Genomic DNA, 17,936 nt, shown 5'->3' on the forward strand with positions numbered 1-17,936 from the left:
ACTTCAGCCTTAAATCCTTTTTCAGCCTTATACCAGGCTGAACGAGGAATAGCATAATCAGTAGCTCTAAACAAAATCATTTTTGCAACCAAATCATTAAAAAATACAGCGCCAAATTCATCCTCATTTTTTTCAAATTCTTTAAGAATTAATTGACCTAGTAATTTTAAATTAGCTTGTGCACCTCTTTTAACGTCTTGTGGTTTCATTCGCCAAGTATTTTCATATTTGGCCATATCAGTTTTTGTAAAAACTTGATTCTTAGGGTATTCGGCAATAAATTTATTTTGCCTACTTGTGCTCATTGCCCGTAATTGGGTTGAATACTGTCCTCTAGCTCTCTCATAAAACCATTTTGTTGGAAAACCTGCTTCACCTGCCGGCATTAATTGTTTTCTAGATCGAGTTTCAATATTAGTATGAAAAGGATGATTAGATACCAAATCAGATTGCTGGATAGAGTTTTGAGAGTTGGCAAATGTTGCAATATTACTTTTTAAGATATCAGCTGTTTCTTTTTCTTCTACGACCGTCAATTTCATTTGGACAAATACTTTAGACAAGTCTATTTCACTGTATAAATAGTCTCTATCTTCTCCTTTTAACTTTCCTTTATCCCGTGGTGAAAAATATATCGAAGCCGTAGTTTGACCACCATTAACTATTTGCATATTTTCCAATTCTGATACAACGATTTGTCCATCGACTATTTCTGTTTTTATCGAAGTAGCTGTCACAGTTAGCCCGTTGTTATAGGCAAAAAAGCGTTCTGGTTCAGTTAATAACGATTTCCGCATTCCTTTGTTTGTTCCAGCTCTAAAATCTAGGAAGGTTCTAACATTACTTTCTAACAAACGTTGACCAAATTCATCATAGATATTACTTAATAACGTCGCGGGCATAATCCCTAAATAGGTACTTACTCCATTTTCTAAGTTGTTAGCAGGTAAAACCCTTAACTCACCACCTAACGCTTTAATATCTACTGTAAACTCTTCAGATTCACTACCAGATTGTGATAATTCTTTTAATCTCTCTATATCCCAAATTTCAATCGAAGTATCTTTCTCTAATATTTCATCTATTGATAGCTTCTTAACACGCGTGCTTAATTGCTGATCAGTAAATATTACTACTCGAATCTTGATTGCATCCTCAAGATAATGGCTGAGTTCATCGGCAGCCATTCTGCCAGGATCTGTAACTTCAAGATTATCTATGAAATTTTTATCTACACTACCTTGAAAGAATTTTGTTACTTTTTTACTTATTTCTTTGATATGTGTATTTGTTAGTGTATCAATATGGTCCTGTTCATTTGTGAAATTAACAATAATTCCACAAATAGTTTTCTCAAGTGCATTCCAGCTATAACCATCTAATCTCATGCCCTTAATTCTGTTTCTATATGGGCAATATTGTACGTCATCTAAAATTCCAGCATCAGATAGCATGTCACTGACATGTTCGAAAAAACTTTCTTCTGGAAAGATTTCATTTTTATCAGCATCAATATTCGAAATACTATACAGCTCATTCTTATATCTCTAAAAGATCATCCATTTTTAATTACCTCTTCAATAGCTATTTTACTTTCGTATTTTCGAATCTCTGAAACAATTAAATCGTACTTCAGGTTAGAGATAGAGCTGGGAACATCCTCTCGTTTTAAACACGGAAATGAATCTGTAATTTCGTAACACGCTAATGAAATTAATGTGCAGTTACTGTTCAGCTGTTTTTCACTAGCTTTTCCATATAGATCGGTAACTTTTTGTAAAAAAAGGAGTTCAGATGGAAGATCTTTGCTAATTTTATTTAGGCATAAGTCATATAGATCTTTAAGTGAATACCCATTCCTAGAATCCGATGGGTTTGCAACAATGTGAAGGATATATAGGTGTTCCGTAATTTTGTCTAATTGTTCTAATGAGCTAATTGTTATTTTTCTCGCTTCACTAGAAAAAGTAGTTTTGACTTCGACCGCTAATTTATTAAGGGTGAAGTCTTGTTTTTTACCTTCTGGTCCTACCCAAAAACTCAACGTATCTGAAGGGGTATGTTGCTCTAAAAACAGTTCAGATAATGCATAGAGCTCTCCCCAAAAACCAATGTATTCAGCTTCGGATAGGCCTGTTCGTTGGGGTTTTAAAAAATTTGCCCATGATTGAATAAGCTCTATAACTTTATTAAATAACGAATTGCCAGTAAGCCCTGAACATTTATAAGCAATATCTTTCGTAACTATAGAAAATTTACTTTGTAATTCTAAATCGTTAGAAGTTAACGTACACACTAATCTTCTAGAATCGTTTGCATACTTTATTAATTCTAACTTCACCCCAGCTAAGCTTTCTGGGGGTTGAAGATTACCAGAGTAACTATCATGAATAAAAAATAGTATTTGTCCTTCATCATTCATAGAAACCCAAAACCGCTCTGATCTTCCCCCAGTTTAGTAGACATTCAGCTTGCCTTTGAATATGTGTTTTCATATTCATCGGGGGACACATAACCAAGGTGGCTGTGCAGTCGTGTTGGATTATAGAACATTTCTATATAATCAAACAAATCTGCTCTTGCATCACTTCGTGTTGCGTACACTTTTCGCTTCACTCTCTCGGTTTTAAGTGAATGGAAAAAGCTTTCCGCAACAGCATTATCTAAACAATGACCGCGACGACTCATACTAGGTTGCATATTATGTGCAGTTAAGAAGTCCCTGTAATCACCGCTAGCGTATTGACTACCCTGATCAGTATGCACTACAACACCTGTTGCTTTAGGTCGTCTCCAAATAGCCATTATCATCGCTTTTATGACAATGTCAGACGTCATCGTTGATTGCATCGACCAGCCAATCACTTTTCGAGAAAACAAGTCCACCACCACGGCTAAGTAGAGCCAACCTTCGTACGTTTTTATATAGGTGATGTCCGAAACCCACGCTTCATCAGGCTCACATACAACAAACTGCTGTTGGAGGTGATTATCAGCAATGACCGATGGTATAGCTGATTTAAAGTACCGCCGCTTGTAGCCAATATTGGCCTCTCAATTTAGCTTGTTTCATTAACTTCGCTACGCGGTTTTCACCACAAGCTTCACCTGAACGTCGCAATTCATGCGTGATACGTGGACTGCCGTAAACTCCACCACTTTGCACATAACTGGCTTTAATCTGCTCAAGCAATCGTATGTTGTCTTTTTCGGCCTTAGACTGCGGTTCTTTTAACCACGCGTAAAAACCGCTGCGGTGAACGTTCAGCACTCTGCACATGGTGCTTACGCGATAGATTTGGAGCCGTGATTTTATGAACGTGTACTTTTCTTTGACTCGCTTGCAAAGTACACGGCGGCTTCCTTTAGGATGTTTCTTTCTTCTGTGACGCGCTTCAAATCAGCTTTGAGCTTCCGTATTTCCTCATTCTCAGCAGATTGTTGGGGCGGTTTTTTCGCTTTACTGACCCAGTAATACAAAGATTTATCGGAAATACCTAAGCGCTTAGCAACACTGGGTACCGAGAAGCCTTTTTCCAACACTTGTCGAACGGCTTCTTGCTTAAATTCATCAGGATATTTTTTATTCATAACACTTTTTACCTTACTTCGCTTTCTAAGTAAAAAATGTCTACAAATTTAGGGGAAGATCACTCATCATTCAAAAAGAGTCTATACCCGCTAGGATACATTGGTTTTTCGATACTTTTCCATGGGTTATCATCAAAAAATTCATTGTATTCACTCATCATTATACTCCTCAACTATATTTAGACGTTGAGCAATTTTATTGAGCTTATAGCTATATTTTGTTTCTTTAATTAAATCTTTAAGTTCAGCTGGAGTTTTACCTTTTAGGTGTTCTGGGCGCGGTAGAGCAATAGTAAACCCTAAGGTTGGAGATAGACCATGACCTAGCGTATATTTCTCTTCAATAGTTTTAGTGTTTTGTTTTTTTCTAATTGCCACAGCGAATAAATAAATAATTAAAGTAGGATAAGCTCTATCCGGTGCTCCTATATAGTCATAACTGACAGCTTTTGGTTTCTTATTCTTTATTATTTCCCTTGATTTTTCAGATAGAAATATTTTTTCATCATCACTGTTACCTAAATTTATACTCGGCTTACTAAAAATTTTTCCGTTTGAATTTAACAATCTCTTTGGCATGTTAATGTCATGACCTGCAAAAGAGTAAGGGTACGAATTTTTCAAGAATGATTTTTCAGACTCTTCCGATAAGTCTTCTTCCCAATTAGTTTTGCCTATTGTTTTTTGATTGAAAAGAGCCACTTTAAACTTAGGGATTGAAGTATCTTTCATCATTGCCGTCAATTGATGAATAAGAGCTTTATTACCAATATCATCTTCAGGTAAATCTATTTTTTTAATAAATTCAATGACATCTTGGTAGTCTACTTCAGACATAATAATGGGAGTGTACGGAGCATCTTTATCAGTTTTAGTTATAGAATTTGCTGATAACTTTTGAATAAATTTTTCTGCATATTTAAGGTTAGACTCATTTGAGTCTTTATCGTTTTTAAATCTAAACCGTCTTAATATTTGACCCCATAAATCTTGAGACCTTGTCTCAGAGATAGACGCGCCCATTTTATTTTTTGCTGTGATGATCATAGCACCGGGATGTTCTCTAACTTTTAGTCCAAAATCTTTTGGTGTTAGTCCTCTATCTCTCATAATTCCTAATTCAAAATAAAGTTCATCAATTGCTTCAGCAATGAATGAATACCAATATTCAGATTCATCAGATATGAATAATTTACAAAGATCATCATATTTTGGCCTATAACCAAACCAGCGACACATTTGCATTAAGGTGTCGTATGCTTTTGAGTTTCTAGTGAAATATGATATCGATAGACCTTCTAAAGTCAGGCCTCGAGACAGTTTATGGCCACCAATAACTATCACATTTAGTCCAACATCTCTATATCTGGAATAATCCAACACTTTTTCATTAGAGCCATTAGATTGATTAATTGCCCAAACTTTTATTTTATTAAATGAGTCAGTAATAGCGCAGAAAACATCAGCGTATTTTTCTTCAACATTGAATAAGTTATAAAAAGTATCTTCCAAATCTTTTAAAGTTTGGTTAGACCTAACTCCTATTACACCTAAGCCTGAATATGAAGAAAATGCTTTTTTGAGCTCATCGAAATACTCTTTAATATAATACTCAAGTTTATTTTGATGAATTTTAAGGTGTGATACATTTACTAACATTGAGTTATGGGCAGTTGAATCGCCTCTAAGTGCCCTTATTGAACAGACCAAAACAAAGCCTCTAATAGCTTTTTTTAAACTTTCAGGGATAGAATGTATTTCATCAACTTTTTTTAGCTCATAAAGCGAGTTATTTTCTTCTAACGAAACTATAGCCTTTGATGAACCGTCAAAATAAAAGTTTTGTCCTAAATAATTGTTAGGTGTTGGAATCTTGACCATAAAATCTTTAGGGAACAGGTCATCTTCATTTGAATAAGAATTTTCATCAGGATCTATGAATATGTTTGCAAAGGGAGTGGCAGTGTATCCAATATAAGAACTTTTATTGAAAAGAGATAGCAATTTTCTTATACCTTCATTAGTACTTGTTATCTCATCTTTATGGTGTTTAGTGTTAACAGTAGCGTAGTCTGCTTCATCATCGATAAGTAATAATGGATTGTCTAATTTAACGTTATTCTCTACATCCAAATAATGATGTTCACTAATCCATTCACAGAGTCGTTTCATCATTCCAGCGTGTTTCTTTATTGTAAAAATAACTGGATCAGAACCATTCAGACTAAAGCCTAATTTGTCAGCAAAAGGTTTCGTAAAGTCCCCCGTTGTAGTCGTCCCGGAATTTACATTGTTAATTCCAAATTCACCCACGCCTATTGGTACAGATTTACCTTTTTTAAATTCAAGTAAGTGCTTTGATTCCCGCCCTAAAACGCCTTCATCAACTCTTTCTTGAGTTTGTTTTCGCAGGTCATTCAGATGTCCACCAAGTAGAATAATAGTTTTGTAGCCTGCATCTATTGCCTTATTTATAAGGCCAATATAATTTTGTGTTTTTCCAGATTGAACATTACCCATTACAAGACCTTTTCTTGCCCAAGAACGCTCCTTACTTTTAGGGTTACCAGAATAATCTAAAATTGCATCGATAACTTCTTCATTTGCCTTAATAGTTTCTTCTGAACGAGCTTGCTTTTTAAGCATTTTTTCATAGGCATTCCAATGATCCCATTTAATGCCTTCTCTATACGAATCTAACCAAGTCTGTATTGTAGGATCTGCCAGAACAATCAACTCTTCGTCAACTTTAACGCTAAATACATTAGATATATTAAAAATTAACGCTTCTTTATCTGACTCAGAAATATCAAGATTTGGTGCATCTTCTTTTAAATCAGATATTGTTCGAGTTACTATTTTTCGCACAAATTTTGGATTAATGCTTATACCTGTATCGCGATTTATTTTAAGCCTTTCAGAAATAGATAAGATTAGTTGTTCAAATATTTTTTTATTCATTAACTTCTTCCTCAAAAACTCTACTCATAATCGCTTCTAATAAAGCATCCGTTACATTTTCTTGATCTATATCTCTAGGTGATTCAGACATTTTTTGATAAATATGATTTAACGGTAAGTTTTCAGCTAGCTGTCCTAAATATTTAATTAATTGGGATTTCTGCTCTTTTGGTATGACTCTACAAATGTCTGTTAGGAAATCATTTTCTGGCGATATTTGATAACTAATAGTTTTGTCATTTTCATTCTCTTGAATATCCCAATACTTATTAGCCTGGTCTTGTTTTCCACGATACGTATAGACCCGCTTAGATCTTTTTATTGGATCTGATAGAAACTTTCGTAGTTCTTTTTTAATTCTTGGAGGTAGTTGTAAACTTGCCTTTTTAACATCGGTTGCCCACTCTTGGTCTAGGGATGATGGCACGTTAACCTCAACCCTGGCTAATGCTCCCAATTGACTTGTTTTTGCCAAACCTAGCCAGCCACCAGCATTAATCAATCTATTTTCTCTGTATATATAAAGCCCTTGGTTTTGAACAATACCGTTGGCACCGCCTAATCGTTTCGAGTGGGTTGAGCTTCCATTCTTTTAAAGTGAGGTAATACATGCGTATTGATTTCAATATAGCCCCCTTTGCACCTTAACTTTTCTGATCGCCCTTCTTGATATCCCGGTGATCTAGTCATGAAAGGGTCAATACCTTGAAGTTGACTATTATTAATAGAGAAATTTATTTTATTTTTACCATCCATAAATTTATGGAAATGCAACGAAATGTAATCTCCCAAATCACTTAGGTTAGAAGCCATAATTGTTTCATCATCTAATGAGTGATTGGTCTTATTAAGACAGCTTAATTTCTCCCAAACCACCTGAGTTCCGCACTCTGTTCTGGCCATTTAGAAGTAGTAGTAGTGGGTGTGCTTTTATTTCATGTTCATCGAGAATTTCTAGACACCAAGCATTCTCATCTTCAACGCGAGCGATGTCCCAAACGGCGGCACAAATTGGCTCCCCCTTCTTTTTTAGAAATAACGGTCAATTTTCTTGCTTGGGAAAAACTAGCTGTTTTCAGGCCTGAACCAAATCTACCTAAATCACCTCGATTCCTTTCATCACCAGGATCTTTACACCCTATTTTCATATTATGAATTAATTCGTCAGGAGACATTCCATCGCCATCATCTACAATTGATATATTAGATTCTTGTAAACCGGGTAGAGAATAGATTTCAATATTTTTGGCGTTGGCTGTTATTGAGTTATCTAAAATATCAGAAACAGCAGAGGGCATCGTATACCCGATCCTCATTAAGGTTTTAATGTGTGATTTTGGGTCTGGTGATGCATCGGCGAAGCGGCTCATAACTCTTCACCTAAAATTAGTTTTACTTTATGAAGTGCTATGTTCTCCTTTATATCTAATCCGTCAGCACTCGCACTAAACTCGCAGAGGTTTATAGTGAATTGTTTTAAATTTGTGCCGGAAAGTTGCTCTAAATAATCTTCTAGTTCAAGAGTTTCATCAAAAAAATCGTCTAGAACTTGGTTAAATCTTTTTAATGAATAATTTGGATAACCCAAAGTGATAGTAGTCAAGATCGCTTGTTCTTCCGATTGCGAAATAACACCATCTTTGCCACAAACGCAAGCAGCTACTTTTATTGCAAAGTCTATTATCTTGTCTTCCATATATCCCCTTAATCGTAACTATGAGTAAGTGTTTGTCTAAATATTTCCGTTAACTAAATTTTTGCTCCACCTATAACCAGGGTGACCTAATCAATGCATTTTATCCAAATGTGCCATACCCAAAAACAAGGTTAGATATACAGAATGTAACCTTGTTTGATTCGTACTCAATCCCTGAAATAAAACCAGTAAACAAACTGGCCATGTTTTGTCGAATAAACCCACGACTAAGCATTAAACAACCACTGTTTTATGTCGTTAAGGTTAACCAGTGTTAGTTGCTGGGCTTCTGGGATGGCGTCATGAAATTTGATATTGACTTGCATGTCTTGCAGCAGATATTGCGCCAGCGCTGCCCGTGTCTTGGTCACCAGTTTGCCATCTTGCATTTGATAGTCCTGCTCAATCACGGTTTGTCTGCGCGGTTGTGAGTCTGCTGTCAGGTGCTAAAAACCATCTCAATGGTGCTGTTCCAAGCTATGTCCAGCGCGGCGTTATGTGTGGCGCTATCTAGTATTTCGGGTTGCCCACGAAACCGGCTGAGTACAAAATCCCTAAACTGTTGATGCTTTTCGTCAAAGGCCCGCAAGTGCCAGCGCAAACCTGTTTTGACGAAGGTATGTGGGGCTGAATAATGCGGCCTTCGCCGCTTGGGATTGGCCAGCGAGACATAGTCAACCTCCTAGTCGTTTTTGATGCTTTATGGCACTAATGATGCCGCGCATCACCTCCGGCAATACTTGCCGCACCGGCAGACTCAATGTCGCATTGGTGAAAGCGCCTATGGTGCATTGGTGCAGCGAGCTCACTGCATTATTATTTAACCAGTCTAAATATTCGTCCACATTCCTGCTTATGCAGTGTGAGGTGAACGTCTCCACTGGGCCTAAACCCCTTGAGGCTGTTGTCATAGATAAGGTTGTCGGGATAGTCTGCCTGATAGGATTTGAAGTACTTTTGCGCCTGTGTGCGGCTGACAGAAAAGTGCTGCATGAGTTGTGTGGTGTTGACCAGCCCTTCCCAATAGCTGAGTAACTCGATGATCCTGTAACGTACATTTGTATGATCCCTTACCATTCCCACTCTCATTTTTACCTTATCAATTAAGTTTTCACTCTTTAAGTGAAGTAACAGCCAAACCAAACACTCACCACTCCCGCAACTGTTGCATCTCTTTCAAGCGCCCACGTTGCATCACCAATGCTTCAAACAAGTCATCTATGGATGTGTTATCTGAACTCAGTCCCGGTAATGCAATATTTGCTTCAGCAAAAAAGCGCTGACTTTGGCTTATTATTAGAGAAGCTGCAGGCGCTGGATCTGAAGGCAGATATTGCTCTAACCAAGCCACTTGCCACCAATGTTGAATTCTCTCTTTTGCCGCTTTTAGCTTGTACTCTGTTGGCAATCGATCACTTTTTGGTTGTTAATTTTGCTGTCAGTTGGCAATAAATTCCATAGATCATTATTAGGCCAACGAGCAAAAGGCAAACTGTGATCAATGGCGTATTGTTTATCTAATGATTTGGCCGACCACACACATTGCGCTATGTCGGGAGATTGCTGCTTTAATTGTTCAAAACGATGGCGTACTTCGGTTGTGGTTCGCTTAGGCTCTAGCCAATTTAAGGCTTGATGTAGGTGATGTTGTTTTTCAGGTGATGAATATTTAGCATTACCAGCATAGCTCGCCATGGTTTTTACCCATTCACTTACCAGTACTGGCTCAATCCAACAGGCATAACGATTAAACGCCAACCAAATTGATTCGGGCAGTGAGAACTCGCCCCATTGCTCTAAGGTGTGTAAGTCCAAGAAAATACTGTCTTTGGCTTTCACCGTTTTGCTGGCCACTTCAAATACGCTTGCATCGCTATTTGCGTTTTTATTAGGGAAGGTAATATAACGACAAGGCATGCTTTTAATATTGGTAACAGCGTCTGAAATGGTTTTATATAGCGCTATAGCATCATCACCTGTTAATAAATTACCAATACGGTAATCTGAAGCCGTGCGATGCGTTAACTTATGCCAGCCATTAGGCTTCATAAAACCCATGTTGGGATTTTTATTGGGTGTTTGGTATAACTGATGCGTATCGACCAAGTCTTTATATTGATGACACCAATAAAGTGCCACTAATCCCGCAGGTAAAATAACGCGGTCGCCATTTTTACCACCTAAAGCAGATGATTCTCGTCGTAATACAGCCCCAGGGTGACCATCTGCAATACGAAGCAACACTCTTAACAAGGCTAGCTTATGGGTTGCCGCTTTATCATCATTGATTGCAACATGGCGAATAAAGGGGAAAGCCCCCGTACCATCATCAGGCATCTGCAATACAAGCGTTTGCCAAGTGACATAATTTCGACCTAATGTGTCTGCTTCTTTCGGGGTTTCTAGTTTGGTGAATAGCCCAACATCAGTGGCGAGTTGTTTTAATTCGTCAGCACAAACAAGGTGCATTTTACGCTGGGTAAATTCTGCTTCGTTTTGCCCATGGCGTAATGAAATAACCAGCTTACCGCCGGGTTTCAGTAAATTGGCCAATTTACGTATTGAACGGGCGCGATCACTTGGGGGAATATGCATCCATACGGCGCTAAGCAGGATTAAATCAAAACTAATTTCTTGCTTGGTAACGCGGCTCAATGCGGGTAGTGAATCTTCAAGCCATGTAACCTTAAGATGACGGGTTTGTAATTGACCTAATTGCGCCAGTAGACTTGCTGGCTCCACGGCAATAACCTGTATTTGATTGCTTGCACTATGCTGTTTTTCGGCTAATTGCGCTAAGTGTTTAGCATCGCGACCCGCGCCGGCCCCTAAATCTAATATTCGAGCGTTGGGGTTGTCAATAATGGCGGGCAAAAATTGAGACCAGCTTTGATGTACCTCTTCAAATGTTTTTGACAGGTATTGCTGCGCTAATTCACTCGCATTGTCGTTATAATACTGGGTGGCCAATTACATCATCCTATTATCAAAAACCATTAACACGCACCCCGTGTTACTGGTCCTGCAAAGATAATCGTCCCCTACCCCCCTTAGTCAGGCCTTCGTTTTGGTCTGCATCACAGATTTTGGTCACAGACTGGGAAAAGGTGGCAGCACCACTTTTATTCAAACATTCAAAAGCATTACGCATAGCAGCGCCAAACGCGTTCCACATAAAGATAAATTGACCGTCAAAATGCTTCTGGCAAGACACAGCACAAGGCCACCAGCATAGCGCTCGGTGCACTGGCAGTGACCAATAATGGGAATGATTTTTTGGCTCGCCGCGGTGGCGCGGCTGACTTAAGCAGGTTATAGTCCATGGACTAACATCTTGTGTTTCCTTACCTGCTGCTTAAAAAGTAAGTTAATACTTATCAAGCATTTAAATTACTCGAATTTAATAAAAATGCAATAAGTAAACACTCTTTTAGTTTATTTTTTTGTCTAAAGAACACTCACTTAGGGTGTTTATTGTGCACCACTGCCGCCTATTAATGTGTCTGCGGGGCAAGGTGTTCAGCCTCAACCGGTAGCCAAGGCTAGTCTGCAGTTATCCAAGCAGCGAGAGGTGTAAAATAGAGGTGTAAAATAATGAAATTAATGCGCAATTAAATCCAAAATTGATAATTTCATTGTTTTATTGTTTTTTTATTGATTCATTGTTTTTTATTGTTTTTTTATTGTTTTTTTATTGACCCCGGTTAATGGTTAAGTGTTCATGACTGCTATGCTTAAGCCACTACAGCGCAAAGGAAATGGATATGCAACGCCAGCAACTTACAGAGTATTTAGAGCAGTTAAATCACGCTATTGGTGACTTAGATGCGCCAGATGATGATAAAAGCAGACTAACAAGGTTGATTGCTGAGATAGAGCTGCAGCTGAATACACCCTTACAGGTCACAGGCGATGCGCAAACCTTGGTTGACCAGGTTGAGAATATGATCACCACTTTTGAGCAAGATCACCCTAGGGTGGCCGGCATTCTTAATAATATCATGCTGACTCTGAGTAATATGGGGGTATAGGGTTATGCTGGTTCATTTAGTTTAGATGGGCTTAGTTGGCTTAGGTGGTTTAGATGGCTTAAATGGGCTTAGGTGTTTTAAATGGGTTAGGTGTTTTAAGTGGGGTAAGTGGGGTAAGTGAGTTAAGTGGGGTAAGTGAGTTAAGTGGGGTAAGTGAATGAGTCGGGTTAGGTGGCTGATAGCTTTTAACATCATCATAGATAATATCCACTATGTCAGGAATGTCAGGAATGTCAGTCCCCTTTCAAGTCATAAAAAAGCAGCACAAACGTGCTGCTTTTTTGACGCATAACAAGCTGTCATCCCCCTTCAAGCTTGGCGCCCAGTCAAGGCGCGTGTAGGGCGTATGACGAAAAGTCAAAATTTTTACTGACGGCTTCACTCACTATTTCACTGTTTCACTAATTTACTGGTTTAATTAACTGGTTTAATTCACTGGTTTAATTCACTGGTAAAATTACGAATTAACTGTCTTTTTCCATCTGCGCAATAGGTTGTTGTGGCTGCATATGGTGGGCGCTGACGTGCTTTAACATACTCAATACCGGTTCGTGTTTGATTTGAGCGGTCTGTTTTTTGCCTCTGCTGTTAGAGTTGCCAGTAAAGGCCACTACATCGCCTATAGACACAATGCCCGCTAGCGTGTCATCGGCATTGGTGACTAACACCCTGCGCACGCCCTCTTCTTTCATCATGTTTAAACATTCCTGCAAAGAGTTATTTTGCTGGCAACTACAGAGGTTTTGCTCTTGTATGATTTCAGCTGCGGTTAAGTCCCACAAGGGTTTTTGGTTTAACATGGCCGCCATGGCTATATCCCGATCGGTGACAATACCCTGGGGGACATTTAGCTCATTGACAACGGGAATGGCGCCGCAATCGTTACTCCACATTAATGCGGCGACGTCTTGTAGGTTTGAGCTCGGCATACAGGTTTTGACATCGATACTCATAATTTCGTTAATATTCATGACTCAGGCACTCCCGTTTCAGTGTTAAAATGTACTGTTGGCAGACTATGTCAAACTATGTCAGACTTAACACGGTCATCCGCTTGATAAGGCTACAGTGTAGGAATTTGTGTGAGATAACCTTTGATTTACATCAATAGTTTTAGTGAATTTGTGGAAAAAATGCCCCGTAAAAGGGAGTGAGCGATGATTATGTGCAGCCAGCGGCAATGCCTAGCAGCAACATACCGGCACCAAGCTGTGCTTCGGTGTGTGGCCATTGGACGTCAACATCTTAAAATAAAGTGCGTGGCGAAGGCAATGCACACATCCAGTGCTGCTTTTATTGCGTTTATCGAGGCAAGTTTGTGAGGGTTCAGCTAACAAAACCGCAGATTGTGACATTTAAGGCGCTAGTGAAAATGGGGGCTGGGATAAACTTTAATTTTTGTTACTACTGCACTTCACTGGGTTCAACGAATGTTGATTGCACAACCCAGTGAATTTCGACTGTTAATCTTGTAATTTACTTGGAATAAATACATCCAGTAGATAGTCAATTTCCCCCGCGATCATTTTTTCTAAATATCCGTTTGATAACCTAACGTTTTCTACCTTAATCGTGTTTGACAGCTCAAATAAGGGGCGATCCCCTTGTTTCGATGAATTGAAATTTTGAGAAGGTAAATAAAGCGATAGCTGGTATTGATAGTTGCACTCTACATGATCAGCTTTGGTATTTTTATTACCAAAAAAATTTGTGCTCTCGGTGTAAGCACCATAAAAATTACCACTCATTTTTAACAAAATAACATAGTTGGGATTAGACTGATTTGCTCTTTTCAAAGCAACTTTACGAATATCATTAGTATCTACATTACATTTGATATCAAGCTCTCGCTTCTGGTTGAATTGGGTTTGCAGATTAAATCCTTTTGAATTGTTCAGTACAGTCCAAATTTTCGCCCCGGGTTTGCTGTTAACTGCCGTTGGAAACTCTTGTATCAAACGCCCTCGTTCACTAAAAAAATATTTGCCTGCGAATGTGTCTACAATGCCGGTTTTTTGATACTCACTCTTTCCCCTTGAGGTTAATGCGCTGTAATACCTAGCGAGCAATATTTTGCGTCTATAAACAATGGTCCAGTTAATATCTTTAGCTTTACGAGAAGAAAGATCAATAAATTCACCATAGTACTTTTCTAAGTCTGCCAGAGAACTTAAGGTTTTGGTTTTACTGATTCGAAATATATATTCCGGTTTTAATACCAATAGATAGCCAGCGCATTGGTTTTTTCTAGTGGCAATCACTTTCTTAAAATCTGGATTATTTTTTAATCTCAGGTATTTTTTCTCTGCGTTCCTCACAACGTTTTCACAACGCATTAGTTGCTGAGTTTTATCCTTTATTGGATAAACATCATTCGCAAAACTTCTGGTGATTGATTGAATATAAGTATTCGCAATGATGCTTTGTTGTTTAATTGCCGCATTTGATATTACTGTTACTTTGTCGGGCGTTAAATAACCAAGTATTAGAGCGTAGGTTTTATCCCAATTCTGCACACTATAATAGTGCTCTACACTTGTCCGTCGACTTAAGTCTTCCACAATAACGGGTAGGGCCACCGCATTCAGTTTACGTCCAATTTTGTCAACAATATCGTTGCGCTCATTCTCGGCAAGATTACGCACATAACGTTGATTTAAATACCTAAAGTCAGCCAATTCATTGAGACCATCGACCTCTAAAACCAGTGATTCAATTGTCGAATCTATTAACGAAATCGCTTTACCCGATGATATTTTTCTAGCCTTGGCATTCAGCAATGTCACTGTTGATGCTTGGATGGTCATCAAGGCACTGGTTTCAGCATTTTCCAAAAAGGGGCGGATCCAATCGTAAAAAAAAACCGGCTTAGCCACATTTGCAATATAGCTGTCGTTCGCAATAGCTGGCACCATTACCATTAACCACTTTTTATACACTGCATTAGCGCGGCTGTTGACGATGATTTTTTCGTTATATTTTGCGAGAGGCTTAGTGAAATCCGTAAGAGAATGCCGATATTTCTGAAGGATCTCCTTAGACGCAGAACAATAATGAGTAGCGTTTATTTGACGACTAAGCTTATTTAAAAACTCGATGGGTTTTGAGTAATAAGGCTGCCCGAAATGCGCTGCAAATACGTCGTTATCGTACATGGCCTGAACGTACTTTTCACTTCCCCAGCCGTAAATTTTCTGAGCATGTTTAGTGAAAAACGTATTCAACCATTGCTTAGTTTGACGGGTACAGTAATTGAAAGCCCCTGGGTTGTATCTTTGCGCGGGGCGACCAAATAGATTGTTTCCGGCTGAACGTTGTTGATTTAATTTAGCCTTCCCTTTATTTATTTGGGCAAATATATTATGCAATTTTTGATGTTCAGTTGCGGGAACCATAACCATATTTGAACATCCTTCTAATGGTCTTATCGCAGTGCTTGCCCGAGCGGCGATAACACTATCACTTTGACTAAATACGCCTTGAATAAGTGTGAAAGCTGATGGTTTTTCTTGGCGATTGAGGGTGAAAGTTCCTGATCGCATTTCAATAATTCCAGTCATTTCACTTACAGGAATACTAAGACGAGGTCGCCTGTAACTATCAATGTTGCGATTTAAACTGAACTTCGCCGTTAAATCTTGGCCCACAGAATCAAGTTGAGTATTAAACCAGTAATTGTGCCCATCACAATGAATAACACTTAGCCAATCCTGATTAACAACCTCTTCTGATATGGGAGCTAATTTTATCTGTGTATTCTTTTTTACCGAACGGTTATTACCTTGGGTGGAATTACAAGCGCTAAAGAAAACACAAATAGTCGCTAGGAGTATCCAAGTGTTAGTTACTTTCATAGTGTAAACATCCATGTGATTTTATTGGGTTTTGTGTAGGGTGTGCATTGTCACAACATCTGCCTACCGCACTCGGTAGTCTTGAATTATTCAGACTAGAGACAGTTATGAACGCTCTATATTAGCCTTGGTTTAATCAGCGGGGACGTCGGACCGCTCAGGTAGACATCCACTTTTATAAGCCACTTAAGACCAGTTCAACACAACGTAACGTTGCATGTTATTTTTGAGTAACAGTAATAAAACAGATTTATCTTGGCTGCTTTTTTTCAGAGCACGGCTAAACTGCTCGGTACTATTGATGGGTACTCGGTTCACTTGTAAAATCACAGTACCTTGGTCCATACCCGCCATGGCCGCGACCGAACCCGCTGTAATGGCGGTGACCAGCACCCCTTTACCCTGCTTAACATTATATTGCTGAGCCAAACTTGGGGTAATAGTCTGTACGGTGAGTCCCAGCTCTGCACTGGGTTGTTTGGCGGTCTGAGCAAACTGGGGATCTTTATCGCGATGACCGATAGTGACAGTGAGGTTTATGGGTTTACCATTTCGTAAAACCCTAAGGCTTTGTTGGCTGTTTGGTGGACTTAATGCCACCCAATTACGAAAAGCACCAACATTGGTCACAGGCTTTTTTTGATAACCAATAATCACATCCCCCTCACGTAAATCAGCTTCAGCAGCCGGTGAGTTTTCCATGATCTGTGCAATCAAAATACCTTCATTTTGCTGCAAATCAAAGGAGTCAGCCAGCTCGGCAGATAATTCCTGAACCACAACCCCTAAGTGCCCGCGCGTTACCTTACCCTTATTCGTTAGTTGTTCAGCAATGCTTATGGCAAGGTTAATGGGAATGGCAAAACCGATACCCATATATCCCCCACTTCTTGAAAAGATAGCCGTATTCATACCCACCACCTCGCCATCTAGGTTCACCAATGGACCACCAGAATTGCCCGGATTAATGGCCGCATCGGTTTGGATAAAATCTTCGTAGTCATTAATACCAAGGCTGGTACGTCCCTTTGCACTGACCACACCGACTGTCAGGGTATGACTTAATCCAAAAGGGTTGCCAATTGCAATGACCCATTCACCCACTTCTAAGGCGGATGAATCGCCCAAATTTAAAGCCGGTAATGTACTGGTGTTGATCTCTAACACGGCCACATCTGACTGGGGATCGGTGCCCACCACTTTTGCCGTGAATTCACGTTTATCTTGCAGAATAACCTTAATATTTTCAGCGTTTTCTACCACATGATTATTAGTGAGAATATAACTAACATCAGACAACAAGCGGTCTTTGATCAAGAACACAAAACCCGAGCCCTGACCTATGACTTTAGGTTGATTTTGTGGCATGTTTTGTGGCATGTTTTGTGGCATGTTTGGTGACACATTTGGCGGCGAATGATCACGAAAACGTTCACCAAAAAAACGTTCAAATAGATCCTTACCAAATAAATCATTGTCATTAAAAGGAAAGGGAAAATGGCGAGTGGTCGAAGCTTTACTTTCCACTTGAATAAACACCACCGAAGGCGATATTGTGCGGGCAACGGAAGCAAAGGCCTTGCTGGTTTGGCGTAAACTGTTAATCCCATTGTCTTGGGTTTTTCCTTGGGCGGGCGTAAGCCATAACGCCCATAAAAAAACCCATAACACGCGGCTAAAATCACAATGAAAAGTACCTTTAAAAATTGTCATCACCTTCTTCTCCCTAAAAACATGCACTTATCGATGCTCTTAAATGCCGTCAATATCGACTATGTGCGGGCTGATAAATAACCGCTACCG

Annotated in this window: 14 protein-coding genes and 2 pseudogenes; 1 reads left to right on the plus strand and 15 read right to left on the minus strand. The window is 39.1% G+C overall.

The genetic code is table 11. The annotated features are described in order from the left end of the window. The 12 genes and pseudogenes from Q0Y52_RS19000 to Q0Y52_RS19055 form a co-directional block, all read right to left on the minus strand. The coding region (locus Q0Y52_RS19000) for an AIPR family protein (protein ID WP_297824100.1) at positions 1–1,454 on the minus strand (1,454 nt) is incomplete at its 3' end. A gap of 101 nt (positions 1,455–1,555) precedes the next feature. Continuing rightward, a complete protein-coding gene (locus Q0Y52_RS19005) occupies positions 1,556–2,422 on the minus strand; it encodes a PD-(D/E)XK motif protein (RefSeq protein ID WP_297824101.1) in 867 nt (288 codons plus the stop codon). A 44-nt stretch (positions 2,423–2,466) separates the two neighbouring features. Next, positions 2,467–3,591, minus strand: a pseudogene (locus Q0Y52_RS19010) (IS3 family transposase). A 150-nt stretch (positions 3,592–3,741) separates the two neighbouring features. Next, entirely contained in the window at positions 3,742–6,552 is a 2,811-nt protein-coding gene (locus tag Q0Y52_RS19015; RefSeq protein WP_297824102.1) for a Z1 domain-containing protein, read from the minus strand. Beyond that, positions 6,545–7,054, minus strand: a complete 510-nt coding sequence (locus Q0Y52_RS19020) for a hypothetical protein (protein ID WP_297824103.1) — start codon at positions 7,052–7,054, stop codon at positions 6,545–6,547. The genes Q0Y52_RS19015 and Q0Y52_RS19020 overlap by 8 nt, the downstream gene beginning before the upstream one ends. A 56-nt stretch (positions 7,055–7,110) precedes the next feature. Further along, entirely contained in the window at positions 7,111–7,455 is a 345-nt protein-coding gene (locus tag Q0Y52_RS19025) for a hypothetical protein (protein ID WP_297824104.1), read from the minus strand. A gap of 74 nt (positions 7,456–7,529) precedes the next feature. Then, on the minus strand, positions 7,530–7,922 hold the full coding sequence (locus Q0Y52_RS19030; protein ID WP_297824105.1) for an ATP-binding protein: 393 nt from the start codon (positions 7,920–7,922) through the stop codon (positions 7,530–7,532). Beyond that, complete coding sequence (locus Q0Y52_RS19035; RefSeq protein ID WP_297824106.1) at positions 7,919–8,248, minus strand: hypothetical protein; 330 nt, start codon at positions 8,246–8,248, stop codon at positions 7,919–7,921. The genes Q0Y52_RS19030 and Q0Y52_RS19035 overlap by 4 nt, the downstream gene beginning before the upstream one ends. A gap of 227 nt (positions 8,249–8,475) precedes the next feature. Beyond that, positions 8,476–8,637: a hypothetical protein gene (locus Q0Y52_RS19040; RefSeq protein WP_297824107.1), complete on the minus strand. Its 162-nt coding sequence runs from the start codon at positions 8,635–8,637 to the stop codon at positions 8,476–8,478. A 427-nt stretch (positions 8,638–9,064) separates the two neighbouring features. Continuing rightward, a complete protein-coding gene (locus tag Q0Y52_RS19045; RefSeq protein WP_297824108.1) occupies positions 9,065–9,337 on the minus strand; it encodes a hypothetical protein in 273 nt (90 codons plus the stop codon). Positions 9,338–9,395: 58 nt separating this feature from the next. Beyond that, positions 9,396–11,218: pseudogene (locus Q0Y52_RS19050) on the minus strand (class I SAM-dependent methyltransferase). Between the two features lie 43 nt (positions 11,219–11,261). Further along, a complete protein-coding gene (locus tag Q0Y52_RS19055) occupies positions 11,262–11,423 on the minus strand; it encodes a hypothetical protein (protein WP_297824109.1) in 162 nt (53 codons plus the stop codon). A gap of 589 nt (positions 11,424–12,012) precedes the next feature. Between Q0Y52_RS19055 and Q0Y52_RS19060 the strand changes: the two genes are divergently transcribed. After that, positions 12,013–12,279: a DUF4404 family protein gene (locus Q0Y52_RS19060; RefSeq protein ID WP_297824110.1), complete on the plus strand. Its 267-nt coding sequence runs from the start codon at positions 12,013–12,015 to the stop codon at positions 12,277–12,279. A 464-nt stretch (positions 12,280–12,743) separates the two neighbouring features. Here the strand turns inward: Q0Y52_RS19060 and Q0Y52_RS19065 are convergent, their stop codons facing one another. From Q0Y52_RS19065 to Q0Y52_RS19075, 3 genes are all read right to left on the minus strand, one after another. Next, positions 12,744–13,250: a CBS domain-containing protein gene (locus Q0Y52_RS19065; protein ID WP_297824111.1), complete on the minus strand. Its 507-nt coding sequence runs from the start codon at positions 13,248–13,250 to the stop codon at positions 12,744–12,746. A gap of 492 nt (positions 13,251–13,742) precedes the next feature. Further along, positions 13,743–16,133: a hypothetical protein gene (locus Q0Y52_RS19070; RefSeq protein ID WP_297824112.1), complete on the minus strand. Its 2,391-nt coding sequence runs from the start codon at positions 16,131–16,133 to the stop codon at positions 13,743–13,745. 186 nt (positions 16,134–16,319) lie between these two features. Next, the gene (locus Q0Y52_RS19075) at positions 16,320–17,846 is read right to left on the minus strand and encodes a DegQ family serine endoprotease (protein WP_297824113.1); all 1,527 of its coding nucleotides are present in this window, start codon (positions 17,844–17,846) and stop codon (positions 16,320–16,322) included. Positions 17,847–17,936 lie beyond the last annotated feature (90 nt).

The sequence above is a fragment of the uncultured Paraglaciecola sp. genome (assembly GCF_943787955.1).
Taxonomy (GTDB): Bacteria; Pseudomonadota; Gammaproteobacteria; order Enterobacterales; family Alteromonadaceae; genus Paraglaciecola.